The sequence below is a fragment of the Calothrix sp. CCY 0018 genome (genome assembly GCF_963920925.1).
Classification (GTDB): Bacteria; Cyanobacteriota; Cyanobacteriia; order Cyanobacteriales; family Nostocaceae; genus Rivularia.
The window spans coordinates 16,082-41,571 of the sequence record NZ_CAWUDI010000067.1 but is presented as its reverse complement, the minus strand read 5'-3'; the positions used below and the strand labels follow the sequence as shown (position 1 = coordinate 41,571).

The window sequence follows — 25,490 nt, the reverse complement described above, 5'->3', positions numbered from 1 at the left end:
TTATCCTATTTGTAATTGAACCATTTTTCTCTGGAGAATGAAACAGCCCTGCCTTCTTAAGGGGGGCTAGGGGGGGATCAAAACCTTATGGAGCAAATTTAGAAGATTTGTGTGTACACCATAGCCTTAACAAGGAGAGGTTTCTTAATTATTATAAATAATTCAAGAGTGCTATAACTGATTTATTTAATTTAATAGTACTTATTTCCCCGTTCCCTATTCCCTTTTCTTGAAACTTTTCCCCTTTATCTAAATTCTAATTAAATAACACCATAAAAAAATCTCTACAATGTCCGAAATATCCCGCAGAAAATTATTAAAACAAGGTACAACCACTTTTATAAGTCTTTCTTCTATCAGCTTACTTAAATTACTCGCCGATTCTGTTTCAGCAGCAGAAACTGTAACTGGTAATTTAGAAACGCAAATTCCCCAGTTAATGCAAAATTCTGGAATTCCCGGAATTTCTTTAGCTGTAATTCGGGATGGGGAATTGTTTTGGAATAAAAGCTTTGGAATTAAACATAAATATAGAAAAACATCGGTTAATAACGAAACTATCTTTGCTGCTGCATCTTTGACTAAACCATTGTTTAGTTATGCAGTGTTAAAAATGGCGGAAAGAGGAGAAATTGATTTAGATGCACCTTTAACAAAATATACCGATAAACCTTTAATATCTGACTCAAGAATTAACCAAGTAACTGCTCGAAGAGTCTTATCTCACACTACTGGTTTTCCTAATTGGAGCGGTAGCAAACCAGTGTGGTTCAATAATAATCCGGGCACTAAATTTGGTTATTCGGGGGAAGGATTTTTATATTTACAAAGTGTAGTTGAAAAAATTACCCAGCAACCTTTAGCAGCATATTTACAACAGCAAATTTTAAAGCCTTGGGGAATGAAAAGTAGTAGTTTGATTTGGCAACCCGAATATGCAGAAACTGCTAGTTACGGACACAATCGTCAAGGTGAACCCAGAGCAATGAGTCAACCGAAAGCTGCGAGTTCAGCGGGTAGTTTACGTACTACTGCTGCTGAATATGCTCAATTTCCTATTGCCATGATGAAACCGGGAACGATTGATAGTAATAATTTGACAGAAGCAAGTTTACAGCAGATGCTAACTCCGCAAATTAAGCTTAGTGATTCTCTCGATTGGGGTTTGGGTTGGGGATTAGAAAAAACTAACAAAGGTAACTTCTTTTGGCATTGGGGAGATTTAGTTACTTTTAAAAGTTTTATTGTAGCTTCTAGAGATTTAAAAACGGGAATTGTAATTTTAACTAACAGTCAGAATGGTTTAAAAATCTGCGAAAAAATTGTTGATGGAGCAATCGGTGGACAACATCCGGCATTCAAATACTGGATGATTGATTATTAATTTGTTAAAAACAAATAACTAATGTAGAGACGTAGCAGTGCTACGTCTCCACAAATTAGGGTTGATATTGCACCATAATTATCGACACTAACCACAATACAGAGAGACGTAGCAGTGCTACGTCTCCACAAATTAGGGTTGATATTGCACCATAATTATCGACACTAACCACAATACAGAGAGACGTAGCACTGCTACGTCTCTACACTAAGATTATTTAGTCTTAGCCAACATCAAATTCGACTGATTCACCCCAAATTTATAGCCAATTCCAAAATCTAAGGGTTGAATATCTTTATTACTTGTATAAACTCGTCTCAAATCGGATTGATAGCTATTTTTGAATAAACCAATGGGACGAGTATAGTTACCATAAAATGTTAAGTCCCATTTCTCATTATCAAAAGATTTTAAAGGCATTCCAGAATCATCTTGCAATAAATGACTGCTGGTATTCAAAATAGTATCTCTAATACCTGAAAAGCTACTGTTATACATTAAGTAAGAAGCAGCTTTTAAATAAGTTACAGGTTGATTAAGTTGACTTACAAACTGTGTAAATTCGGGATGCTTTTTCAAACCTGAATTCGATAAATCTGTGGAGAAATAATACAAAGTACGAGGTTCTGATTCTCCTTGAGGAACAAAAGCAATTTTGACTCCTGGAACCATTCCTTTTTCAAATTGTTTGACTTTAGCATTTTTATCTAAGCCAATATATTGTAAATCGAGGATGCGGTTATTTGTACGTGCCATAAATACGTACAAAATTGGTAAAACTCCTTGCTTTTGCAAATCAACTCTCATATCGTTGGTGCGGAAGAAGCTAAATTGCAAAATCTCTGATAAAGAACTTCTGGCTTTACCTAATGCTCTATTACTTTCATTAGCAGAAAGTTTAGCAAAATCTGGAACGCTACCCACTGGTTCTAAACCAACTAAAATTAATTCTTTAGCTTTAGGAAATAAAGAGAAAGAGTAGAGAAAATCTGGGCCGCTGAAAGGATAAAAAACAGTTGGAGTTTTTGCATTAATGGCTTGTAATTCCTTATCTTTCCATTTTCTGACCTTTGCTAACTGCTGATTTTCTAATTTTGACCAGGCATTTTTATAGTAATTCTGATGGGAATTCCAACCACTAACTTGCTGTACTTTAGCTAAAGAACTTTTACTATCAACTTCCATCCCCGCGAGCAATTTTGCTGTATCAGTTAATTTAGCAGATTTTGCTTTGTCAAACTTCGCTAAAGGATCTAATTGTTTAGCTGTTTCAGCTTTGTTAATCGCGTTACTGGTAATATTGCTATTAATGTTGTCGCTACCACAGCCTTGTAGTAATAATAATGCACCAATACCTGTACCAAAAATAGCAGTAAATAATTTATTGTTTTTCATGATTGTAGGGAAATCTTTCAAAGTTATTCAGAAAACCAACTTGTATCTTAACCAGGTTTATTTTTGTTCGGTTTTATAGGCAGAAATATAGTCTGTTCCTTCCTCAACCGAAGTCCATCCCAACTTGTTTTTTGACGCGACAAAATAGACAATTAAACCAATTAATAGCGTTCCCATTCCTGTTAAAGATTCCGCTGGTTTATCAATCAAAAGGTACACCAACATCCATAAACTGATTGCCAAGAAAATAAGTGGTGTAAAAGGATAACCCCAAGTTTGATAAGGGCGATGAGCTTCGGGATATCGAAAACGGGAAACAAAAACCCCTAAAACTGTCATAAATGAAGATAATGTCAGGGTGAATCCCAAATAAGTTAGTACTGCTTCAAAACTAGATGTCAAGATTAAAACAGTAACGATAAATAGCTGTACAAGAATTGCCAGATATGGAATGCCTTGGCTATTTTTTCTCGCCAGCATTTTAAATAATGGGATATCTTCGCCAATTGCTTGAGTCACTCTTGGGCCAGCTAAAACCATTGAACTGATTGAAGAAATTAGCCCAAAAGAAATTAAAATACCCATTATTTTTGCTCCGAAAGCACCAAAAATTTGATTGGCAGCTATAGATCCAACCTCTAATTTTCCTGCTAGTTGATCGATTGGCGTAGTGTATAAAAAGATAAAGTTTAATAGTAGATATAACCCCATTACAACCAAAGTTCCGCCAATTAAAGAACGAGGTAGATTTTTTTCCGGCTCTTCTATTTCACTAGCTAAATAAACGGCTGCATTCCACCCTGAATAAGAATAGGTTACATAAACTAAAGAAATCGCAAAAGGAGAACTAAAAATTAAATTAACATCTCCTGTTAAAGGCAAAAATCCTAACTGTTGAGGTTCAGCTAAAAACAAACCGCAAACAATTAAAACTACAATTAGTAGAACTTTTAAAATTGTAAATATCTGTTGAAAGTAGCTACCAAATGTTTTACTTTTACTATGAATTATAGAAACACCGATAACTACAGCTAAAGCAATGATTGGTGAAGAAATTAGCGGAAACACGCTCTTAAAATATGCTCCCAAAGCCATAGCTGCGGCTGCAATTGGTGCAGCAAAACCCACTGTCACCGATACCCATCCAGATAAGAAGCCTATTACTGGATGATATATACGAGATAAATAATAGTATTCACCACCCGAATAAGGCATCGCCGCGCCCAATTCGCCATAACTTAAAGCACCGCATAAAGCGAAAACTCCACCTACCATCCATAGAAATAGTAGAGTGAAACCAGATTTGATATCTACTACTTGAAAGCCCAAGCTAGTAAATACTCCCGTACCAATCATATTAGCTACAACAATACAGGTTGCAGTAAACAAGCCGATCGCTTTTGGTTTTTGTTGCTGACTTAAAGACATTAATCTTTCTCAGTAATATCACTGAACTATTATTGTTATAGATAAATCATTTTGTAACTCAATCAATTAATGAATAGCATCCTGAAAAATGCCTATTTTTATACAAAGTAACTTCATATTTATCGTAATTACGGTTATTTTATCAGAATTAGCACTAATACATATAGCAATATTTTATACATATAGCTGCTAAAAATAAAGCTGAAAGCTTTTATATTAAGCTAACACTTAGTATTATTACAGTGCTAATTAGATACTCAGTAATAAAACGCAAACGCTGAATAGGACAATAAATTATTAACGTTTATTTGAGATAATCTGATCGATGCTTTTATGTCGCTTTTCAAGTTCGGGATAAAATTAGTTCATTAGAACTATATTTGAGTTGCAAAAGTTAATCAGAATAAGAAGCTGAATGGGATTAAATACTTAAATTTAGAAAAATTCTTTTAGAAAAGTTATTTATTAACCGTCATTAGTGCAATGTATTACCTTGCACCTGTTAATTTTGGAAAAAATTTGGGAATAATATCAATATAGTCATGTAGAAAATACAATTCTACTATTCAATAGCCTATGTTGCCGATTTTGTAGCAGCAAGCAATTGTAAATGACAGAAATAGTGGAAATGATATTTTTTTACAAGGCTTAGTGGGTAAAAATAAAAAAAACAATTAAGTAGCGATGTAATCTGCTGTTTATAAGTATATTCACGTTGATTTTGTAGCGTTAAAATTAATGTGTTGTTTTTCATAGTTAATTAAAAATGAAATTGGCAGTCATACAATATTTTGATTTCGAGCAAGTACGTTTAGATTTATATTCGAGTACTTGTCGTTCATCAAACGAATTTGTTTTTTATTGTTTTATTGTCTACGTATCTTTGTCGGTGACATTTTCTTTAGTGAAAGATTAAACTGTGGATAATTCTCTTATTCGATAAGACAAGATATGTAAAAATATTTTTTTCTTTCTTGGTTAAAGGTTAAAGGAAAAGGGCAATATGGCCGAAATGCATCTGTTTATTTCTTTTAATTGAGTCGATTTATGCAAAATATTTGATTCAAATTGCGTATCGAAGGCAAAATTAATTGAGAGCGATCGGCAGATTTATCGCCCATAAAGAATCAATTAATAAAACAAATCTTATATCAGAAGGCAGCTATGTCAGTCTACCAACGTAGTCGCAGTGAAACCACCGATTTAATTATTAGTGGAAACAGTCAGGGTGAGCGCGACTTTATTCAGAATTCTGCTCGATTAGATGCTCTTAGTCATCAAGAGGAAGGAACTATTTCCACTTTCCTTGCTCCTTTGACTAAAGATACTTTTAAACAAGTTGTTAAAGATGTAGAGCATAAGTTAGAGATTGTTAATCAAACCCTATCAATGTTGGATTCTAAAGGGTTTGAAGCAATTTTGCAAGAAATGTTGCAATCTATCACTTTAAAAACTGGGGAGCTATTAGGTGCAGATAGAACAACAATATTTTTGTTAGATGAAGAAAAGCAAGAACTATATACAATTGTTGCTGAAGGAGAAGGAAAGCGCTCTTTAGAAATTCGCATTCCGGCAAATAAAGGTATCGCTGGTGAAGTTGCGACTCATAAAAAAGTTGTTAATATTCCCTTTGATTTTTACAACGATACTCGCTCTTCTTTTGCGCGGCAGCATGAAAAAAGAACTGATTACCGTACCTACACCATGTTGGCTTTACCTTTGCTCAACGAACAAGGTAAATTGGTGGCGGTAGTGCAATTATTAAACAAATTAAAACCAGTTAGCAATAGCGAAACTCCTTTATCAGAAAGCATTGATATTAAAGGTTTTACTGATGCTGACGAGCAATTATTTCAAGAATTTGCGCCTTCTATCCGATTAATTTTAGAATCATCGCGTTCCTTTTACATAGCAACTCAAAAGCAACGAGCGGCTGAAGCGTTGATGAAAGCTATAAAATCGCTTTCACAAAGCAGTCTCGATTTAGAAGAGACGCTGAAGCGAGTGATGGATGAAGCTAAACAGCTAATGAACGCCGATCGTTCTACTTTATGGTTAATCGATCGCGATCGCCAAGAATTGTGGACAAAAATTACCATTGCTGATGGTTCGACTAAAGAGTTGCGAGTGCCTATGGGTAAAGGTTTTGTGGGGCAAGTCGCATCAACTGGCAAAATTTTAAATATCCCCTTCGATTTGTACGACAATCCCGACTCCGATACAGCAAAGCAAATAGACAGTTCAAACGGTTATCGTACCTGTAGTTTGCTCTGTATGCCAGTATTCAACGGTGACAAGGAATTAATTGGTGTAACTCAACTGGTAAATAAGAAGAACAAAAACCAATGTCCTCCTTATAATCCTGAAGATTGGCCCGAAGCCCCCGAATGCTTCCAAGCGAGTTTCGATCGTAATGACGAACAGTTTATGGAAGCTTTTAACATTCAGGCAGGTGTAGCGCTGCAAAACGCTCAATTGTTTGCCACCATCAAGCAACAAGAACAAATGCAGCGCGATATTCTTCGCAGTCTTTCCAATGGTGTTATTTCTACTGACAGTAAAGGTCACATTGTTGCAGCCAACGAAAGCGCTTTGCGTTTGTTGGGATTAGAAGCAGAAGAACGTTTAGAAGGCAAATTAATCAACGACATTATTAATATCAAAGAAAACGACTTTGATAAATGGTGTCAAGATGCCTTAAATGCTGCCGACAATAAATTACACGAACAATATTATCCAGATCGTACCCTTCTTACCCATCAATCCTTAGAAAACAGCATCAACTTATCAATTAACACCATTGCCGACGCTAGCGACGATCGACAAGTTCGCGGTGCGCTGATAGTTATGGATGATATCAGTGACGAAAAGCGGCTCAAGAGTACCATGTATCGCTACATGACTCAGGAATTAGCCGAAGAATTGCTCAAATTAGATGATGCCAAATTAGGAGGCGATCGCAAAGAAGTTTCGATTCTATTTTCCGATATTCGCGGCTACACAACTTTAACGGAAAACTTGGAAGCCGAAGAAGTTGTGGGTATGCTCAACGAATATTTTGAGTCAATGGTTGAAGCGGTATTTAAGCATAAAGGCACCTTAGATAAATACATTGGTGATGCCATCATGGCGGTATATGGTTCGCCGTTACCGTTACAAAATCATGCTTGGATGGCAGTACAAACATCCTTAGAAATGCGCCGTCGTTTGGAAGACTTTAATACTCGCCGTCATGCAGATAATAAACCAGAAATTAAAATCGGTATCGGTATCAACTCAGACGTTGTAATCAGTGGAAACATTGGTTCTAGCAAGCGGATGGAATTTACCGCAATCGGCGACGGCGTGAACCTTGGCTCTCGTTTGGAAAGCGTCAGCAAACAGTACGGCTGCGACATTATTATCAGCGATAACACTCACGAACCTTGCAAACACTTGGTATGGGCAAGAGAATTAGATTTCATTCGCGTCAAAGGGCGTAACGAGCCAGTATCAATATACGAATTAATTGGTTTGCGTGGTGACGAGATCAGCGGCGATAAACTGACTGCGATCGAACATTATCACAAAGGACGCGAATACTACGTCAACCGTCAATTTACCTCAGCCAAAAACCAATTCGCCAAAGTCTTGGAAATCCAAGCAGATGACAAAGGCGCGATATCGCATCTCAAGCGCTGTCACTATTGGCTAGATAATCCCCATACTCATGATGACTGGGATGATGGGGTTTGGACGTATAAGGAAAAATAAAAGTTAGTGGTTAGTTGTTAGTTGTTAGTTTGTAGTTTGTAGGTTGGGTTAGGTTCACTAAAAAAATATAGTTAAGAGCCTTCTAATTTATATTTTAACCGTAACCCAACATTTTCATTATCTACAGTCATTTGATTAGTTGCATTAATTACTCTAAAAGATGGTTAATATACTGAATTAACCAAAATAAATTTAATTGTAACCCTACGAAAAAATAATTTAAAAGAATTTACCGCTCAACTGCGGTACCCACATTGTGTGATAATAACCAAGCCTTTCATTTTCCGTTAAGGAACCATTATCACCGTGCAGTCAACCGATAATATGAACGAACTGGTTGAAGCCTTACAACAGCCAGCAGATTTAAGCTTCGAGCTACCAGATCCCGAAGATGAAGCGATTCCTGAAATAGAGTTTCTCGAACAGCTAGATGTAGCTTGGCAGGTATGCGATAAATTCGATTTACAAACTGATATTTGGCGAGGAAGAATTTTACGCGCAGTTCGCGATCGCGAAAAAAAAGGAGGGGATGGACGCGGTACAGGGTTTTTGAAATGGCTCAAGGAACGGGAAATTAGTAAAAGTAATGCTTATGCTTTGATTGAGTTAGCAAACAGCGCCGATACCTTGCTACAATCCGGCAAGCTTGAAGTAAAATCTATCAACAACTTTAGTAAACGGGCATTTGTAGAAACCGCCAAAGCCTCACCAGAAGTCCAGATAATGGTAAGTGAAGCCGCACAAAATGGCGATAAGATTACCAGAAGAGAAGTAAAACAACTCTCAGAAGAGTGGACGGCAATGTCCTCAGATTTAGTACCCGAACCAGTCAAGCAGAAAGTAGCAGATAATACTCTTCCTCCTCGTTATCTTGCACCGTTAGTCAAGGAGATGGAGAAATTACCACAACCCCATCAAGCAGTAATTCAAGATGAAATTACCGCTAATCCAGACGTTGATACCCTTAAAAATGCTACTTCCGAAGCCCGCTATCTAGCAAAATATTTGAAAGCAGCAGTACAGGTACAGGCTCTTGCCAACGAAGAAGTCGATATTGAAACAGCTTTAGAAGAAGCCCAAAGAGTCGGATGCATGAACATAGCCGCCGATTTAGTTAATCAAGCATCCCAGATAGAACAAACCATAGCCAAGCTATACATGACTTGGAAACGCATCGCCAACTTATCAGATAGACTTTACGTAGATACAGGTGCTTCCACACCACATTTAAGGTCATTACTTGATTGTTTAGAACCCCTCGGTGGAGAAGTCATGGAATTACAAATAAGCGGTACAACCGAACGCACGGTACGCTTGCAAATCCAAGAAAGCGAGTAATCAGTGATTAAAGTTCGCTCTCAATTATAAATATTGCTCCGCGCAGTTGTAAGTCAAGCTTTACAGACTTGGAAAGTCCTTTGTTGTATCCAAGTAAAGCATTCTCTACATTTGCACCATTAAGATCGGCATGGCTTAAATTGGCACCAACCAAATAAGCGTTACTCAAGTTTGCTGCTGCTAAAAATGCATTTGTGAAATTTGTATAGCTGAAATTAGAATTAACTAGATTAGCGTAGCGTAAGTCAGCACCGCATAAATTAACACAGGCAAGATTGGCATTACTAATGTCAGCACCGCGTAAATCGGCTGTTTTCATCACTGCATCGCGAAAATCAGCACCCGATAATTCAGCTTCACTCAAATTTGAAATGCTCAAGTTGGCATCTCGTAAATCGGCACCTACTAATTGAACGCCGTTAAGCAAGGCTTGGCTGAGATTGGTACCTTTAAGTTTGGCACCTGCTAAGTAAGCATATTGCAGATGAATTCGACTCAAATCCGCACCGCTAAGATCGGCGCGAGTCAGATTAACATCATTGAGTCTGCTGCCAGGAAAATCTCTTTCTCCTAATGCATAACGTTGAAGTAGTTCGCTTGAACTTGATGCCATTAATACAGTAGGTAGTTTCTTATCATCCAATGAATTCATGTTGCAATAGATGCTCTTATTTCAAATATTTCAAATTAAAGCTTAAGCCAAAAGCCTTTGCTTTGCGCTCGGAACCGATGACACTTTATTTCATTGTCCAAAAATCATTACTTTTAAGTGCATTTGTCCTCACACCGAGTTATTACGCATATGTGACACTTCATGTAGTGGCATAGCTTTAGAAGGGATGGGAGAGGGGGAGATGGGGAGACAAGGGGACAAGGAGAGGGGGTACAAAGCAATTACCAATTCCCAATGCCCTAATTCCCTAATTCTTAATTCCGGTTGTGGCGATACCGCGAATAAACTGCCGTTGACCGATTAGGAATAGTAATATTACGGGTACGGAGGCTATTGTTACTGCTGCCATTAATAAAGGCCAATTGTTGGTAAATTGCTCTTGAAACTCTGCTAAAGCAAGCTGTACCGTTCTTAATTCGGGGCGGGTTGTAAATACTAAGGGTTTAAATAAATCGTTCCATTCGCCAATAAAGGTAAATAAAAATAACGTGACTAATGCCGGACGGGCTAAGGGTAACATTACTTGCCATAATATTTGCAGCCTGTTTGCTCCATCTATGGCTGCTGCTTCTTCTAACTCAACGGGAATACTTTGAAAATACTGCCGCAGCAAGAAAATACCGAACCCATTAGCAGCAGTAGGTAAAATCAGCGCCCAATAGGTATTGATTAAATTTCCCCACTTAAGTACTAAAAATACGGGAATTACCAGCAACTGAAAGGGGATTACTAACGTCGCTAATACAATCAAAAGTAATAATTCGCGTCCCTTAAACTTCAGCCTTGCTAATGCATAACCTGCCAATGCCGAAGTTATAATTTGAAAAGAGGTAACAGAAATAGCTACCAAGGTAGAGTTAACAAACGCGAATAAAAATTTACCCCGTTCCCATGCATCGCGGTAATTAGATAAAGTGAGGCCATTTCTCGGTAACACGCTTTGAACTGTCCCAGGAGGCGCTAATGATGTTGAAAAGACTACAATTAAGGGTAATAGGATAATAACCGCCAGTAATAATAGCACTCCGAGGGTTAAAAAATTACCGTATTTTCGCGTCCGGCTTGGTTTGAACATAAATAAAGCTTGATCGAGCGCATTAGTTTTCCTGTTACTAGAGCAATCGCCCCCAGCAACAGCTAATCTATAACATAGTGGGTTGTTAAGTAAAATTAAACCGCGTATATTCTGTTGATAGTGATGGGATGAAGCACCAAACTTAAATTCTTCGATGCTGGTTCCACAAGGATACGTAATTTACACCCAGACTTTAGACTGGTAATAGGTTTGATGTGTGTGGTAAATTTAGCTTTATTTTGACTTCATCGATTTAGTTCGACTTCATTCTAATTTCATTTTTCATCACTCATCGAGTATTAAATACTTTCATATTGGGAGGGAATCCAAGATGCAGGAGCTTATAGCCCCATCAGAACTTGATTATCGCAGCGAAACATATAAAGATGCTTTCAGCCGCATTAATGCAATTGTGGTCGAAGGAGAACAAGAAGCATACGACAATTATTTATCTCTGGGGCAATTGCTACCAGATAAAAAAGATGATTTAGTTCGTCTTTCTAAAATGGAGATGCGTCATAAGAAAGGTTTTCAAGCTTGCGCTAAAAATCTTGAAGTGACGGCGGATATGGAATTTGCTGCCAAGTTTTTCTCTCAATTGCATCAAAATTTCCAAGATGCAGCCGCACAAGATAAGGTTGTTACCTGCTTGTTGATTCAGTCTTTGATTATCGAATGTTTTGCGATCGCCGCTTACCATATTTTTATCCCAGTGGCGGATGATTTCTCTCGCAAGATTACTGAAGGTGTTGTCAAAGATGAATATACTCACCTCAACTTCGGAGAAGTTTGGCTAAAAGAACATTTTGAAGAATCCAAAGCTGAATTAGAAGAAGCAAACGCTCAAAATCTTCCTATCGTCTGGAAAATGCTCAATGAAGTAGAAAAAGACGCTGAAGTGATGGCAATGCCTAAAGATGCTTTGGTAGAAGACTTTATGATTCAATACGGAGACGCTTTGAGTAATATCGGCTTCACAACTCGCGAGATCATGCGTCTTTCTGCATACGGACTTAGAGCCGTTTAAATCGTAGTAGCCTTTCTTATAAAGGTTAATTGCGTAATGCAGCTTAACAATAGGAATAATTAGCTATTGGAATGCTCCTCGCCCGCTCACAATCGGGTACCATTTGCGGTTTTGCAGAGGAGCAATTCTTATGGTGTCTATTTATATTCCACATCTTTAACCCTTTCACAAAGCATAAGCCGAAATTAATAGTTCATGTTTGGTTTAATCGGACATCTTACAAGTTTAGAACACGCGCAAAGAGTAGCCTCAGAATTAGGCTACCCAGAATATGCCGACCAGGGGCTAGATTTTTGGTGTAGTGCCCCTCCCCAAATAGTAGATAATATTACGGTTACAAGTGTAACCGGACAAAAAATCGAAGGTCGGTATGTAGAATCTTGCTTTTTACCAGAAATGCTGGCAACTCGCCGCATGAAGGCTGCTACTCGTAAAATACTCAACGCAATGGCTCACGCCCAAAAGCATGGTATAAATATTACTGCTTTGGGTGGCTTTTCGTCGATTATTTTCGAGACTTTTAAGTTAGAACAAATTCCTCAAATCCGCAATATCAAGTTGGAGTTTGAACGCTTTACTACAGGAAATACTCATACTGCTTACATTATTTGTCAGCAAGTAGAGCAAGCCTCGAAAAAACTTGGTATAGAGCTTGAAAAATCAACAGTGGCAGTATGCGGAGCCACAGGAGACATTGGCAGCGCCGTCTGTCGTTGGCTAGATGCAAAGACGGATGTTAAGGAATTGTTGCTTATAGCGCGTAACGAAGAACGCCTTACATCCTTGCAATCTGACCTCGGGCGTGGAAAAATTATGGGTTTAGAGGAAGCCTTGCCCCAAGCAGATATTATTGTTTGGGTTGCGAGTATGCCTAAAGGTGTGGAAATTGACCCCAATACCTTAAAGAAACCTTGCTTGCTAATTGACGGTGGCTATCCGAAAAATTTAGGAACGCTCGTTCAGCACCCAGAGGTATGCGTACTCAACGGTGGCATTGTAGAGCATTCTCTCGACATTGACTGGAAAATCATGGACATTGTTCGCATGGATGTTCCAGCACGTCAGCTTTTTGCTTGTTTTGCTGAATCAATGCTGCTTGAATTTGAAAAGTTGCACACTAACTTTTCTTGGGGACGCAATCAGATTACCGTAGAAAAAATGGAGCAGATTGGTCAAGTGTCCGTTAAGCACGGATTTCGACCGCTGCTAGTGTGACAGTTAACAGTTAACAAAGGGGCTTACAAAAAACATCCTGAATTTGGGATATTTTTGAAAAAACAGTTCTTTAGTAGTTAACGGTTAACGATTAATTGTTATGAGTTCAGGGGGTAGGGAATTGTCACCGGCGGTTTCTCAACTCATGACTCATAACACTCGTAACTAGTAACTCACAATCATTATTCAAACAATGGCTACACAACAAGTGCGTAAACCGCTACTTTTGGACTTTGAAAAGCCCCTAGCAGAACTGGCAAATCGAATTGAGCAGATCCGTAAATTAGCAGAAGAAAATGGCGTTGATGTCACTAACCAGATACATCAATTAGAAGCGCGCGCCATGCAATTACGTGAAGAAATTTTCAGCAGTTTATCCCCTACTCAGCGGCTGCAAGTTGCCCGTCATCCACGCCGCCCCAGCACTTTAGACTACATTCAAGCAATTACAGATGAATGGATTGAACTACATGGAGATCGATGTGGTTCGGACGATCCGGCTTTAGTTGGTGGAGTAGCCCGTTTGGGAAATCAACCCGTAGTCATTTTAGGTCATCAAAAAGGACGGGACACCAAAGATAATATTGCCCGTAACTTTGGTATGGCTTCCCCTGGTGGATATCGCAAAGCTTTGCGACTGATGGAACACGCTAACAAGTTTGGAATGCCCATCGTCACTTTTATCGATACTCCCGGCGCTTTACCAACTGTAATAGCCGAACAACAAGGGCAAGGTGAAGCGATCGCTTACAACTTAAGGGAAATGTTTTCCTATGATGTTCCTATCATCTGCACCGTAATTGGTGAAGGAGGTTCGGGCGGCGCACTTGGAATCGGAATTGGCGATCGCGTCATGATGTTTGAACACTCCGTATACACCGTTGCAACTCCCGAAGCCTGTGCGGCGATTTTATGGAAAGATGCAGCTAAAGCTCCCCAAGCAACATCGGCTTTAAAAATTATTTCTCACGATTTGAAGAAGTTAGGTATTATCGACCAAATATTGACAGAACCAGTTGGTGGCGCTCATTCCGACCCCCTACAAGCCGCGAACAGCCTAAAAGTTGCGCTATTAGAAAATTTGCAAGTACTGAACAATTTGACAGCCCAAGAAAGAAAAGAACTGCGCTATCAAAGATTCCGTAAAATGGGAGTTTTTACCGAAGCTGCCCACTAATAGCTTTCGTTCCAAAATGTTATAGTCGCTCGGTAATGTTATAATTACCTATGGCACTTAATAGTTCTTAATATTTGTTTATAGAAATTATTATTTTTGCCATAGGTAGCTGTAAATCTTAACTAATAACTAATTTTTAAAAATGCATTTAAACCTTTTGTAGTTAATTTGTGGCTAGTTAATAAATTTTTTGCATTTAGTGCTTGAATCGAGGTACTAAATCCACTTTGCTGTTTAGAAAAAAATTGCTGAGAGAGTATTGAGTAAAAATTAGCAAAAACTCAATTTTGAAAGTAAACTATTGTGCAAATTTTTCTTGCATTTTTTAATTTGTTTTCTATTCTCAAGATGTTTTAGGCTGGAGAAGTTTAAGCCATCTATTTTGTTTGATAAAACCGTATGACCGAACTTAAAAAACGCGCTTTAATTACAGGTGCAAGTAGCGGTATCGGCAGAGAAACAGCTTTAGCATTCGCATCTTCAGGAATAGATGTGGCGCTAGTAGGCCGTTCTGCCGAAAAATTAGCAGCAGTAGAAAATGCTGTTACGAAAACTGGAGTTAAGGCTAAAACTTATGTCTTAGATTTGGCAAAGGTATCTGAGGTAAAAGAAAACATCCGTCAGATAGTCCTCGATGGTAACATAGATATTCTTGTTAACAACGCTGGTATGGGTTATACCGGCACATTGAGCGAAACACCTTTGCTTGACTGGCAGCAAGTAATAGATTTGAACCTTACGAGCGTATTTGAATGTATTAAGGGGATTTTACCCTCAATGCGCGGACAAAATAGAGGCACAATTATTAACGTAGCTTCCATTGCGGGTAAACAGGCATTCGCGAACTGGGGTGCTTACAGCGTTAGCAAAGCAGGCTTAATTGCTCTTTCTCAAGCCCTTGCTCAAGAAGAACGCGCCAACGGAATTCGCGTAACTGCTTTTTGTCCCGGTGCGGTAAATACAGAACTTTGGGATACAGAAACCGTAAATGCGGACTTTGACCGTTCAAATATGCTTACACCAGAAATTGTAGCCCAGTCGATTCTTTACACCGCATTGTTGCCAAAACAAGCAGTTGTAGATGAATTAACTTTGATGCCCAGCGCGGGACTTTTGTGAATTAGTTATCAGTTATCAGCTGTTAACGAGACGATAGATCGTTCAATAATTACTTGCACTCATAACTTGTAATTACAATCTTGTATTCATTCGATAGCTTATCGAGATGAACCGCTATTATGACTCAATAAATCTTCTTCTAGATTCGAGATAAAAACCAATTACATAGCTAAACACAATGTAGATACACATATTACAAATTGTTGGGTAACTGGTAATTGCTAACTGTTAACTACATTCAAAAATCACTCATTTGTTGAATTATCATTCAGACTGAAATCATGACTATTGCTAGTTCTAACGGTTCCGAGCGTTCTCAATCTCCTCTGATTCCTAACTTAGAAGATGCCGTAAATCCCAGACCAGACAGAAATACTAAAGATGGTTTCCAGCCCAGTTTTTATCCTCCCTCAGAGGAACAGATGGAGGAAATGAAGGATGCTGTAAAAACAATGCTTTTAGGTGTTGGAGAAGATCCTGAAAGAGAAGGATTGCTCAAAACACCCAAGCGGGTAGCAGAATCAATGCGGTTTCTGACTAGCGGCTACAGCCAATCATTGGAAGATTTAGTTAACGGTGCCATATTTGACGAAGGTCATAACGAGATGGTATTAGTCCGCGATATCAACTTTTTTAGTTTGTGCGAACATCATATGTTGCCATTCATGGGTAAAGCCCACGTTGCTTATATTCCCAATCAGAAAGTTGTAGGATTAAGCAAACTAGCTCGAATTGTCGAAATGTACTCTCGTCGCTTGCAAGTACAAGAAAGATTAAACCGTCAAATTGCCGAAGCTATTCAGGAAATTCTCGATCCACAAGGCGTTGCCGTTGTCATGGAAGCTACACATACGTGCATGACAATGCGGGGAGTACAAAAACCCGGTTCTTGGACTGTAACTAGCGCCATGATAGGAGTATTCGAGCAAGAACAGAAAACCCGCGAAGAATTTTTTAGTTTAATTCGTCACCAACCAGCCTTCTTTTAAAGAGTAGGGAGTGGGGAGTAGTTAAGAGTTAGGAGTTAGGAGTTGTTTATTCTTCTCCTTGTCTCCCCATCCCCTTATCTCCCTATCTCCCTATCTCCCCATCCCTTACTTACTCAGTTTCTCAAACAACTCACCTACCTTACTCAAATCCTTATCCCCAGGGGCTGTTTCAACTCCGCTTGATAAATCAATGCCGTTGGGGTTGACTTTGTTTAGGGCTTCTAAAATGTTTTGAGGGGTTAATCCTCCGGCTAAAAACCAAGGGCAATCGGGACTGAATTGCTGCAAAGTATCCCAATTTAATGTTTTACCCGTACCTCCCAATTGTTGGGGATGATAAGCATCAAGTAATAAGGTATCTACATATTTTGTATAGGTTTTTGCTTTATCAAAATCATCAGCATCCTTGATTCGTAAGGCTTTGATAATTTCTACATTTGGTAAAAATTGACGCAACTGTTGACAAAATTCAAGCGATTCGTCTCCGTGGAGTTGTACGCCTGTTAATCCAGTTTCTGCAACGGTTTGAGCAATTTCTTCTTTACTGGAGTTGGCAAAAACGCCAATTTTATCGGTTTCTTGCGGCAACTGTTCGATTACCGCTTTAATTTGCTCTGAAGTCACGTACCTTGGTGATGAAGGCACGCAAATAAATCCTAATGCTGTCGCACCAAGAGAAACAATGGTTTTACCCTGAATAGGTTGAGTGATTCCGCAGATTTTTACTCGCATAGAATTATGAATAATAATGATGAATATTATAAATATTTGTAGCGAAACTTCAAAAAATTGTAAATTATTAAGACATATTTAAGTTATTTACTCAGCAATTTTTATAATTTTGATGGTTCAGACTATTTGTCTCTTCATTCAGGAGAAAAAAATTTTGATTTCATCAATATTACTTGCTGTTCAACAAACAGTCCCCCCTACACCTTTTTGGAATCCTACTGTAGGAATCATTATTAGCGTTTGCTGTTTAGTAATGGTTTTATTAGCTCCCAAGATTATTCGCTATCCCCAAGTAGGGCCTAAATTCCCAGGGCCACTGCCTCTAAGCGCACCAGCATTTGTTGGTGCTATGTGTTTTGGTCACGTCCTCGGTATAGGTATTGTATTGGGATTGACTAATATCGGTCGTTTGTAGAAGCGTGCGGGGGATGGGGAGATGGGGAGCGGGGGATGGGGAGATGGGGTAGAAAAAAATTTCCAACTCCTAACTCCTAACTCCTAACAGACGTAGCAGTGCTACGTCTCTACATTCCATGCCCCATGCCCAATTCCCTATTCCCTACTCTTGAAACCGAACCATGAAAGTGAAGTTTACCGAATAAGAAATCCAATATTGTATTGCATTAATTGTTTATCCTAAAAGATAGAGCGGTTCAGAAAGCATTATTTGATTGTTTATGTTTTAAACAAAAGATTAAATTTTATTGCATTTTGAACTGAATTTAAGAAAATCTGCTTAGGAAAAATTTTATGCAAACTAGTTCAAATTGGCGAATAGGCTCTTTATTCGGAATTCCACTATATTTAGACCCTTTATGGTTTTTAATTCTGGGTTTAGCTACGCTGAATTTTGGAGCATCTTATCAGGAGTTGGGAACCGTTCAAGCTTGGAGTGCTGGGATCGTAATGGCACTGCTGCTGTTTGGTTCGGTGATTTTACATGAATTGGGTCATAGTTTGGTAGCACAAAAACAAGGAATTAAAGTTAATTCAATTACTTTATTTTTGTTTGGCGGAATCGCTGCTATAGAAGAAGAATCGAAGACACCCGGACAAGCATTTCAAGTGGCGATCGCCGGTCCGTTGGTAAGTATTGGATTGTTTGTTTTACTACGTTTAGCATCTGCGGCTATACCGGATACAATTGCCCTACATATGATGTTAGGGGATTTAGCAAGAATTAATTTAGTTTTAGCCTTATTTAATTTGATTCCCGGCTTACCTCTTGATGGCGGACAAGTTTTAAAAGCTGGACTTTGGAAAGCGACAGGAAACCGTTATAAGGCAGTACGTTTAGCAGCAAGAGCCGGACAAATTTTAGGTTATGCTGCGATCGCTTTGGGTTTGGTAGTAGATTACATAACGGGTGAGTTAATAACGGGTTTGTGGATTGCTTTGTTGGGTTGGTTTGCCATCCGCAACGCTACTACTTATCTGCGCGTCACTCAGCTACAGGAAACCTTGTTAAAAATGGTTGCTAGCGATGCGATGACTAGAGAATTTCGTGTCGTTGATGCAGATAAAAGTTTACGTTCCTTTGCAGATGAATATTTATTTGCTAGCGATCGTTCGCAAGTATTCTTTGCCGATAGAGATGGGCGTTATCAAGGAATGGTTTGTGTAGATGATTTGCGAGTTATAGAAAGAAGTTTGTGGGAAACTCAAACCGTGCAAAGTATAGTACGTCCTTTGCATGAAATTCCCACCGTGAAAGAATCGACAAGTTTAGTTGAAGTTATTACCAAATTAGAGAAAGAAAAATTGCAGCGGCTTACCGTACTTTCACCAGCAGGAGCAATCGCGGGTTTAATTGATAGAGGAGATATTTTACGTTCATTAGGGCAAAAATTAAATTTACGCATTGCTGATGCTGATATTAAAAGGGTTAAAGAAGAAGGCAGCTATCCACCTGGATTGCAATTAGGAACGATCGCGAAATCGACTTTAGAGGTTGAAGGTTAGAGGTAATTGCAAGGTGTGTGACTTGGCTGTTGATTTTGTGTTTTTTTAAGGGATAAAAAATCATGCAAAAAACGTGTTTGCCCCTTATATATTGCCCTCTCCCCCTTCCCCTCTGCCCTTCTCCTGGAGAGGGGTGCCCGTTAGGGCGGGGTGAGAGAGAAAGATTATGGTTGTTACCGACATAAAAGTTGTATGAACTTTAAGCATAGAAATCCCTCCAAAGTCAACACCCTAGTCACGCACCAATTTTGTGTTTTAGCAGTATTGCCAATAATCGTAAAACTTAGAAACCCGGTATCTTTGAGATATCGGGTTTCTTAACTTCCCTGTTCCCTGTTCCCTTATTTCAACAAATAATTAATAAAAATTTTCAATCGAATATCTAAAATTATAAAATCATCTAGCTGACACAAATCATGGTAATCTATGATGCTACGGCAGAGAAACGCTTTTATTTAACTTTATAAACATAATAAAAATGAACAATCAGCATACAATTTTAGTTTGCTCTAGCTGTGCGAGTACTTGGCAAGACGGAAAGCGTATAGGTACCAGCGGTGGTGAAAAACTATTAAAAGAACTCGAAGAAAAACACCAAGATTGGACGCTATCAGAAGAATTTACAGTCAAATCTGTAGAATGCATGAGCGCTTGCAATCGTTCTTGCGCCGTAGCTTTTACTGCACCGGGTAAAATGACATATTTATTTGGCGATTTAGATCGCGATTCAGAAGCACTTTCGGAAACATCAACCGCAGTCTTAGAATGTGCAAGTCTATATTATCAAAAACCAGACGGTCAAATGCCTTGGTCTGAACGTCCGCAAGCATTGAAAAAAGGCGTTTTAGCAAGAATTCCGAGCCAGTGAGCAGTTAGCAGTTAGCAGTTAACATTTGTAAACTATTTCTACCCACCTCTTCCCCCTCATCTCCCCATCCCCTTGTCTCCCCATCCTCCCCTTCCCGGTTACACTTTACCCGTCTTCGCGGTGGCTGCTGCGAAGGCTGCTTTGATTAATTTAGATAATATTGCAGAAAAATTATCGTCGGTTTCTTTGGATTTACTTGATGAAAGTGCAGAAATTCCGATAGAGCAGGTTGCTGTTTTAGATAGTAATACTGCTTTGGCGATCGCCCTGAGTAATCCTGGTGATAATTTGGATTTAACTAGAAATACTCCTATTTGGGCATTGGTAAAATTATCGCCGCGACAAGGAGAAATAGAAGAAGAAATAAAAGAACAAATATTGAACCTGGAAGCTGGGGAAGGTTTGGGGAAAACCGCGACGGGGGAAGCAGCTATTTACAATTTTGCGCGTCGTTTATTTGAAAAGAATTTATTACCTTTAATTCCTCAAGATAAAACCGCAACTGTAAAAATAATTCTTCCTCAAGGTAGGGAATTAGCAAAACGTACTTCTAATGAAGCCTTTGGGATTTTAGAAGGTTTGGCTTTGTTGGGAACTAGCGGTATTTCTCAACCTCTTTCCGCTGCGGAGCATTTGGAAGAATTTCGCGGTGTTTTGCGGGAGAAGGTTAAAAGTAATCCTAATTTAGTATTTTGTATTGGTGCTAATGGGTACTCTGTAGCAGAGCGTTTATCTATTCCAGAATCGGCAATAGTTCCTACTGGTAATTGGTTGGGAGCTTTACTGGTGGAAGCGGGATTGTATAAAGCCGAGTCAGTATTGTTGCTGGGATATCAAGGAAAATTAATTAAGTTAGCAGGTGGAATTTTCAATACTTCAAGTCACATTGCTGATGCAAAGTTAGAAATTATTGCTGCTGCTGTGGTGGAAGTTGGGGGAGATATTGAAACTGTGCGGGCTGTTTTGCAGGTTAAGACGGCGGATGAAGCGCATAAAAAGTTAATTGAATTGGGTTTGGCTGAAGCGGTTTTTGGTCATTTGGCAGAAAAGATAAGTCGGAAAGCGGAAAGTTATGTGAAAAAATATGCGGATGTGGAAATGAAAGTTGGGGTGGTGTTATTTGACAGGAAGGGCGAAGTTATTTGTCGGAAGCAATTCTAAAATAAAAGCAAGAAGTTAATTGGTGAGATTTAAGATGACTGCACAATTACCAATCGCAACAGAAGTTATCCCAATGGTGTTGAAATTTCATCCCGTTATTAGCATGACGGATGAGCAATTATTTGATTTTTGTCAGCTAAATAAGGATTTCCGCATCGAACGAAAAGCTAATGGAGAAATTATACTTATGTCCCCTACAGGTTCGGAAACAGAAGAGCGTAACTTTGATTTGATAGTTCAGTTAGGTATATGGGTTAAGCAAGATGGTACGGGTGTAGGTTTTGGTTCGAGTGGTGGTTTTACGTTACCATCCGGTGCTGTACGCTCCCCCGATGCTGCTTGGATTAAAAAAATAGATTGGGAAGCAATACCTCAAGATAAACGTAAAAAGTTCGCTCCGATTTGTCCGGAATTTGTGGTTGAATTGCGTTCGGAAAGCGATAGTTTGAAAGTTTTACAAGACAAGATGCTTGAATACATTAATAATGGTGCGAAACTAGGATGGTTAATTGATAGAAAAGAACGGAAAGTTTATATTTATTGTCCAGATATTGCGGTTGAGGAATTAGATAATCCTTCAACATTAAGTGGGGAAGATGTTTTATCTGGTTTTGTGTTGGATTTGAGTAGTATTTGGTAGATATGAAGGTTTGTTAAGTAAGAGAAATATAATAATAAAATATATAAAGATTAAAACGCCCTCAGACTGGAAGTCTGGGGCTACACAAACAAAGCCCACCTGCGTGGGCTAAATTAACCACATATTTTCAAGACGTGGGTTGCCATCACTAGATAAAGCTTTTTGTAATCCTCGTCGTGTCATACCGACTTGCTCGGCTGTCTCACTAATTCCTTGTAAGCGAGCAATAATACGCAAGGATGCCAGTAATGCGCCAGAATCATTATTTAGGGCATATTCTTGAAAGATTTCGGTCAAATAATCATCAATTTCTTCAGGATGCTTACGGAAATACTCTTGTTCAAATTCATCGAGTGTTCTAAATTTTCTCACGGTTTATATACTCCTTCCACTACAAATCAACAATACCCAAAATCATATCTTTTTATATAGTTGCTCAACTTACATATTCTTTCTCGCGATATAAGACATAGATTAGTCATTAATGCAAATATATTAATTATGGATACTGCAAAAAAACTAGCTACTCTTAACCGAATTCGTAAATTCAGTCGGCTGATGGATACTGCCATCGGCATTCCCGGTACTAAATTCCGCATCGGATTAGATCCAATTCTTGGTTTAATTCCCGGTGCTGGAGATATCATTAGTACGATAGTTTCTGGTTACATTATTTATCTGGCTACTCGTGTCGGTGTATCGAATGATAACCTCAAGAAGATGATTTTTAATGTTGGTTTGGAAACTGTTGTCGGTGCAGTGCCTTTATTAGGTGATGTATTTGATGCTTTTTATAAATCCAATATTCGTAATTTAGCAATTTTGGAAGATCATATCACAGCAACTGAGCCGGAACTTGAAAAAGCTGATGCTGAGTTAGCTGCTAAAACGCCAGTATCGTCGGTTTAAAAGATGGTATTTAATTGATTTATTACACCGTTAAGAATATTTGTAGATTCTTGTAGAGACGTTGCAATGCAATGTCTCTACATTGTTTATGGTTAACCGTACTGAAATTTATACTGTTAACCGAACATAATATTATCTAGTTTTAATTGGTCGGTTTTCTACATTTAATTTGCCATATAAACCGAATTTACACTACCTTTTACTTTCATTAATATAGTAATCAAAGGACGCAAGTAAGACACACAACTCGAAATTAATTTAGTTTTTAGAGGTTAGTTAACATGGCTTTAATTCGTTACAATCCCTGGCATGAAGTAAACGCTTTACAAAGAAGCTTCAATCGTTTATTTGACGATATGATTGCTCCAGATAATTCCGATTTTGGTAATATTTCAAAAGTACCTGCGGCTGAATTATCGGAAACCGATAACGCTGTTAACTTGAAGTTAGAAGTTCCAGGTATGAATGCAAAAGACTTGGATATTCAAGTTACTGAAAATGCGGTTTCTATCAGAGGAGAGCGCAAAGAAGAAACTACCACCGAAGAAAACGGTACTAAAAGAAGTGAGTTCCGTTACGGTAAGTTTGAGCGCGTAATTCCTTTACCAGCACGTATCCAAAATACCGATGTGAAAGCTGATTATAAAGACGGTATTTTGAATTTGCATTTACCTAAAGCTCAAGAAGAAAAGAATAAAGTAGTGAAAGTTAATCTTGAGCAAACCGACGCATAATGTAAGCGTGGTAACAAAGTGGTTTGGATAGTTGAATGAATCAGCCCGGTTGTGTAAAAGCAACTGGGCTTTTTTTATTCTGTAATATTTTTGTAATATGTTTAAATATTTAAATTTAAGATTTAACTTATAATTGCTATAGTTAAGATATTTCTCATTTAAAGTATTCTTTGAGATGAAATTAAGCTTTAAACCATTAATAATTTTCCCAAAATATGTTTAAGAAGTATCTCATCTGCTTAAGTTTTCTTACTTTTTCTTGCTTGATTATATCTTGTCAAGACAATGCTAATAATTTTACGAGAAAAGATTGTCAAAATGGCATTGGATATAATGGTTATCTAAAAGGATACTATATTGCTAAAAATTATTTACAAAAAACAGTTGTAAATACAAATGAAGTATATGGTTATTGTTATATGCAAGGATACTTCGATGCGATAGGATAGAATTTGGTAAAAATATTAATTCTCGGTGGAACTTACGAAGCTTCGGAATTAGCAAAAAAAGCTGCTAGTCTAACAAATATACGGGTAAAAGTATCTCTTGCAGGTCGCACTAGTCAAGCTGTAGCATCCAACAATTTGCGTATCGGTGGTTTTGGTGGTGTTACAGGATTAATTGAATATTTAAAATCAGAAAAAATTGATTTACTTATCGACGCTACACACCCTTTTGCGGCGAAAATATCTGAAAATGCAGCTACAGCAGCAGATAATTTAGGATTACCGCGATTGATGTTGATTCGTGCTGAATGGAAATCTGTTATAGATGATAAATGGATAGAAGTTGAAAATATAGAAACAGTAGTAGAAATTTTACCGGATTTTGCAAAGCGAGTATTTTTAACAATTGGTAGGCAAGAAGTAACTGCTTTTTCACAACTTGAAAATATTTGGTTTTTGATGCGAACGATTGAAAAACCTTCTTCAGATATTGTATTACCAAAAGGGTTACTTTTATTAGAGCGGGGACCTTTTGATAAAGATTCAGAAAAACAATTATTGCAGAAGCATAATATTGATACTGTAGTTAGTAAAAATAGTGGTGGTAATGCAACTTATGCAAAAATTATTGCTGCGCGGGAGTTGGGTGTAAAAGTAGTGATGGTAAAACGTCCGATTCTTCCGCAAGGTGATAGGGTGGAAGATGTTGAAAGTGCTTTGCTCTGGGTGAAGGGATTTGAGAGTTAGGGTTGAATGTAGATGAAAATTAATTTTAAGCATTAATACGGTTTTAATTGGTATCAATAAGAAATAAATATAACATGGTAATGCCAATTAAAATAATTTAGGTATAGAAGAATGCCGCGCATTTTTGACAACATTAATTTGCAGATGCTGCCGATTTTACGAGAAACTCTTAATCTTTCTTGCAGGGCAGATTTTTGCGTGGGTTACTTTAACCTCAGAGGATGGCAGAAAATTGATGATTTGATTGAAAAGTACCCTGGTGGAGAGATTGGTTGTTGTCGTCTGCTGATTGGGATGCAAAGTTTACCAAGCGATGAACTTCGTAATGTTTTATCTCTTGGTGGTGGTGCAGGAAGGCTTGATAATAGCACTATAATTCGGTTAAAAAAGAAGATGGCGGCTGAGTTTCGTCATCAGCTGATTATGGGTGCGCCTAATAATCGAGATGAAGCTGGATTGAGACGTTTGAGCAGTCAATTAAAAAGTCAGAAATTAATCATTAAACTATTTTTAAAACATTCTCTACACGCCAAGTTATATTTAGTGCATCGTCACGATCCAAATACACCAACTGTTGGTTTTTTAGGTAGCAGTAATTTAACTTTTTCGGGTTTAGCAAAACAAGGTGAATTGAATGTTGATATTTTAGATCATGATGCTTGTAATAAATTACAAAAATGGTTTAACGAGCGTTGGGAAGAATACGGCTGTATAGATA

At 38.1% G+C, this 25,490-nt stretch carries 22 protein-coding genes and 1 pseudogene; 17 read left to right on the top strand and 6 right to left on the bottom strand.

The annotated features are described in order from the left end of the window. The first annotated feature begins 289 nt into the window (after window positions 1-289). Entirely contained in the window at window positions 290-1,384 is a 1,095-nt protein-coding gene (locus tag ACM03V_RS31690; RefSeq protein WP_414624787.1) for a serine hydrolase domain-containing protein, read from the top strand. A 213-nt stretch (window positions 1,385-1,597) separates the two neighbouring features. Here the strand turns inward: ACM03V_RS31690 and ACM03V_RS31685 are convergent, their stop codons facing one another. Continuing rightward, the gene (locus tag ACM03V_RS31685) at window positions 1,598-2,779 is read right to left on the bottom strand and encodes a hypothetical protein (protein WP_414624786.1); all 1,182 of its coding nucleotides are present in this window, start codon (window positions 2,777-2,779) and stop codon (window positions 1,598-1,600) included. Between the two features lie 57 nt (window positions 2,780-2,836). Beyond that, the gene (locus ACM03V_RS31680) at window positions 2,837-4,207 is read right to left on the bottom strand and encodes an APC family permease (protein WP_414624785.1); all 1,371 of its coding nucleotides are present in this window, start codon (window positions 4,205-4,207) and stop codon (window positions 2,837-2,839) included. 1,164 nt (window positions 4,208-5,371) lie between these two features. Here ACM03V_RS31680 and ACM03V_RS31675 point away from each other — a divergent pair. After that, window positions 5,372-7,960 carry a GAF domain-containing protein gene (locus ACM03V_RS31675; RefSeq protein WP_414624784.1) on the top strand — a complete coding sequence of 863 codons (2,589 nt, stop codon included), beginning with the start codon at window positions 5,372-5,374 and terminating at the stop codon, window positions 7,958-7,960. Window positions 7,961-8,266: 306 nt separating this feature from the next. Then, the gene (locus ACM03V_RS31670; RefSeq protein WP_414624783.1) at window positions 8,267-9,298 is read left to right on the top strand and encodes a hypothetical protein; all 1,032 of its coding nucleotides are present in this window, start codon (window positions 8,267-8,269) and stop codon (window positions 9,296-9,298) included. 7 nt (window positions 9,299-9,305) lie between these two features. On the opposite strand, the gene ACM03V_RS31665 is transcribed toward ACM03V_RS31670, so the two are convergent. After that, window positions 9,306-9,950 carry a pentapeptide repeat-containing protein gene (locus tag ACM03V_RS31665; RefSeq protein WP_414624782.1) on the bottom strand — a complete coding sequence of 215 codons (645 nt, stop codon included), beginning with the start codon at window positions 9,948-9,950 and terminating at the stop codon, window positions 9,306-9,308. Window positions 9,951-10,218: 268 nt separating this feature from the next. After that, entirely contained in the window at window positions 10,219-11,046 is an 828-nt protein-coding gene (locus tag ACM03V_RS31660; protein WP_414624781.1) for a carbohydrate ABC transporter permease, read from the bottom strand. Window positions 11,047-11,377: 331 nt separating this feature from the next. On the opposite strand from ACM03V_RS31660, the gene ACM03V_RS31655 reads away from it, so the two are divergent. The 5 genes from ACM03V_RS31655 to folE all read left to right on the top strand — a co-directional run bounded on the left by ACM03V_RS31655 (window position 11,378) and on the right by folE (window position 16,573). Next, on the top strand, window positions 11,378-12,073 hold the full coding sequence (locus ACM03V_RS31655; protein ID WP_414624780.1) for an aldehyde oxygenase (deformylating): 696 nt from the start codon (window positions 11,378-11,380) through the stop codon (window positions 12,071-12,073). Window positions 12,074-12,268: 195 nt separating this feature from the next. Further along, window positions 12,269-13,288 carry a long-chain acyl-[acyl-carrier-protein] reductase gene (locus ACM03V_RS31650; protein ID WP_414624779.1) on the top strand — a complete coding sequence of 340 codons (1,020 nt, stop codon included), beginning with the start codon at window positions 12,269-12,271 and terminating at the stop codon, window positions 13,286-13,288. 193 nt (window positions 13,289-13,481) lie between these two features. Further along, the gene (locus tag ACM03V_RS31645) at window positions 13,482-14,465 is read left to right on the top strand and encodes an acetyl-CoA carboxylase carboxyltransferase subunit alpha (protein ID WP_414624778.1); all 984 of its coding nucleotides are present in this window, start codon (window positions 13,482-13,484) and stop codon (window positions 14,463-14,465) included. Window positions 14,466-14,864: 399 nt separating this feature from the next. Continuing rightward, window positions 14,865-15,584 (top strand): SDR family oxidoreductase, encoded by a 720-nt coding sequence (locus ACM03V_RS31640; protein WP_414624777.1) that lies wholly within the window; start codon window positions 14,865-14,867, stop codon window positions 15,582-15,584. A gap of 281 nt (window positions 15,585-15,865) precedes the next feature. After that, window positions 15,866-16,573: a GTP cyclohydrolase I FolE gene (gene folE, locus ACM03V_RS31635; RefSeq protein WP_414624776.1), complete on the top strand. Its 708-nt coding sequence runs from the start codon at window positions 15,866-15,868 to the stop codon at window positions 16,571-16,573. A 105-nt stretch (window positions 16,574-16,678) separates the two neighbouring features. On the opposite strand, the gene ACM03V_RS31630 is transcribed toward folE, so the two are convergent. After that, complete coding sequence (locus tag ACM03V_RS31630) at window positions 16,679-17,305, bottom strand: phosphoribosylanthranilate isomerase (protein ID WP_414624775.1); 627 nt, start codon at window positions 17,303-17,305, stop codon at window positions 16,679-16,681. Window positions 17,306-17,459: 154 nt separating this feature from the next. Between ACM03V_RS31630 and psaK the strand changes: the two genes are divergently transcribed. The 5 genes from psaK (at window position 17,460) to ACM03V_RS31605 (ending at window position 21,936) form a co-directional block, all read left to right on the top strand. Next, complete coding sequence (gene psaK, locus ACM03V_RS31625) at window positions 17,460-17,720, top strand: photosystem I reaction center subunit PsaK (protein WP_414624774.1); 261 nt, start codon at window positions 17,460-17,462, stop codon at window positions 17,718-17,720. Window positions 17,721-18,055: 335 nt separating this feature from the next. After that, on the top strand, window positions 18,056-19,267 hold the full coding sequence (locus ACM03V_RS31620; RefSeq protein WP_414624773.1) for a site-2 protease family protein: 1,212 nt from the start codon (window positions 18,056-18,058) through the stop codon (window positions 19,265-19,267). Window positions 19,268-19,745: 478 nt separating this feature from the next. Beyond that, on the top strand, window positions 19,746-20,135 hold the full coding sequence (locus ACM03V_RS31615) for a DUF1636 domain-containing protein (RefSeq protein ID WP_414624772.1): 390 nt from the start codon (window positions 19,746-19,748) through the stop codon (window positions 20,133-20,135). Window positions 20,136-20,207: 72 nt separating this feature from the next. Further along, window positions 20,208-21,296: a cobalt-precorrin-5B (C(1))-methyltransferase CbiD gene (cbiD, locus tag ACM03V_RS31610; RefSeq protein WP_414624771.1), complete on the top strand. Its 1,089-nt coding sequence runs from the start codon at window positions 20,208-20,210 to the stop codon at window positions 21,294-21,296. Window positions 21,297-21,330: 34 nt separating this feature from the next. Beyond that, window positions 21,331-21,936 (top strand): Uma2 family endonuclease, encoded by a 606-nt coding sequence (locus ACM03V_RS31605; protein WP_414624770.1) that lies wholly within the window; start codon window positions 21,331-21,333, stop codon window positions 21,934-21,936. 108 nt (window positions 21,937-22,044) lie between these two features. Here ACM03V_RS31605 and ACM03V_RS31600 read toward each other — a convergent pair whose 3' ends face one another. Then, entirely contained in the window at window positions 22,045-22,308 is a 264-nt protein-coding gene (locus tag ACM03V_RS31600) for a DNA-binding protein (protein ID WP_414624769.1), read from the bottom strand. 129 nt (window positions 22,309-22,437) lie between these two features. Here ACM03V_RS31600 and ACM03V_RS31595 point away from each other — a divergent pair, with 129 nt between their 5' ends. The 4 genes and pseudogenes from ACM03V_RS31595 to ACM03V_RS31580 all read left to right on the top strand — a co-directional run. After that, window positions 22,438-22,845 carry a DUF4112 domain-containing protein gene (locus ACM03V_RS31595; RefSeq protein ID WP_414624768.1) on the top strand — a complete coding sequence of 136 codons (408 nt, stop codon included), beginning with the start codon at window positions 22,438-22,440 and terminating at the stop codon, window positions 22,843-22,845. Window positions 22,846-23,126: 281 nt separating this feature from the next. After that, window positions 23,127-23,579, top strand: coding sequence for an Hsp20/alpha crystallin family protein (locus ACM03V_RS31590; protein ID WP_414624767.1), 453 nt, complete (start codon window positions 23,127-23,129; stop codon window positions 23,577-23,579). A 452-nt stretch (window positions 23,580-24,031) separates the two neighbouring features. Then, window positions 24,032-24,772 (top strand): cobalt-precorrin-6A reductase, encoded by a 741-nt coding sequence (locus ACM03V_RS31585; protein WP_414624766.1) that lies wholly within the window; start codon window positions 24,032-24,034, stop codon window positions 24,770-24,772. Between the two features lie 111 nt (window positions 24,773-24,883). Beyond that, window positions 24,884-25,408, top strand: a pseudogene (locus tag ACM03V_RS31580) (NgoFVII family restriction endonuclease); the annotation flags it as partial. Between the last annotated feature and the right edge of the window lie 82 nt (window positions 25,409-25,490).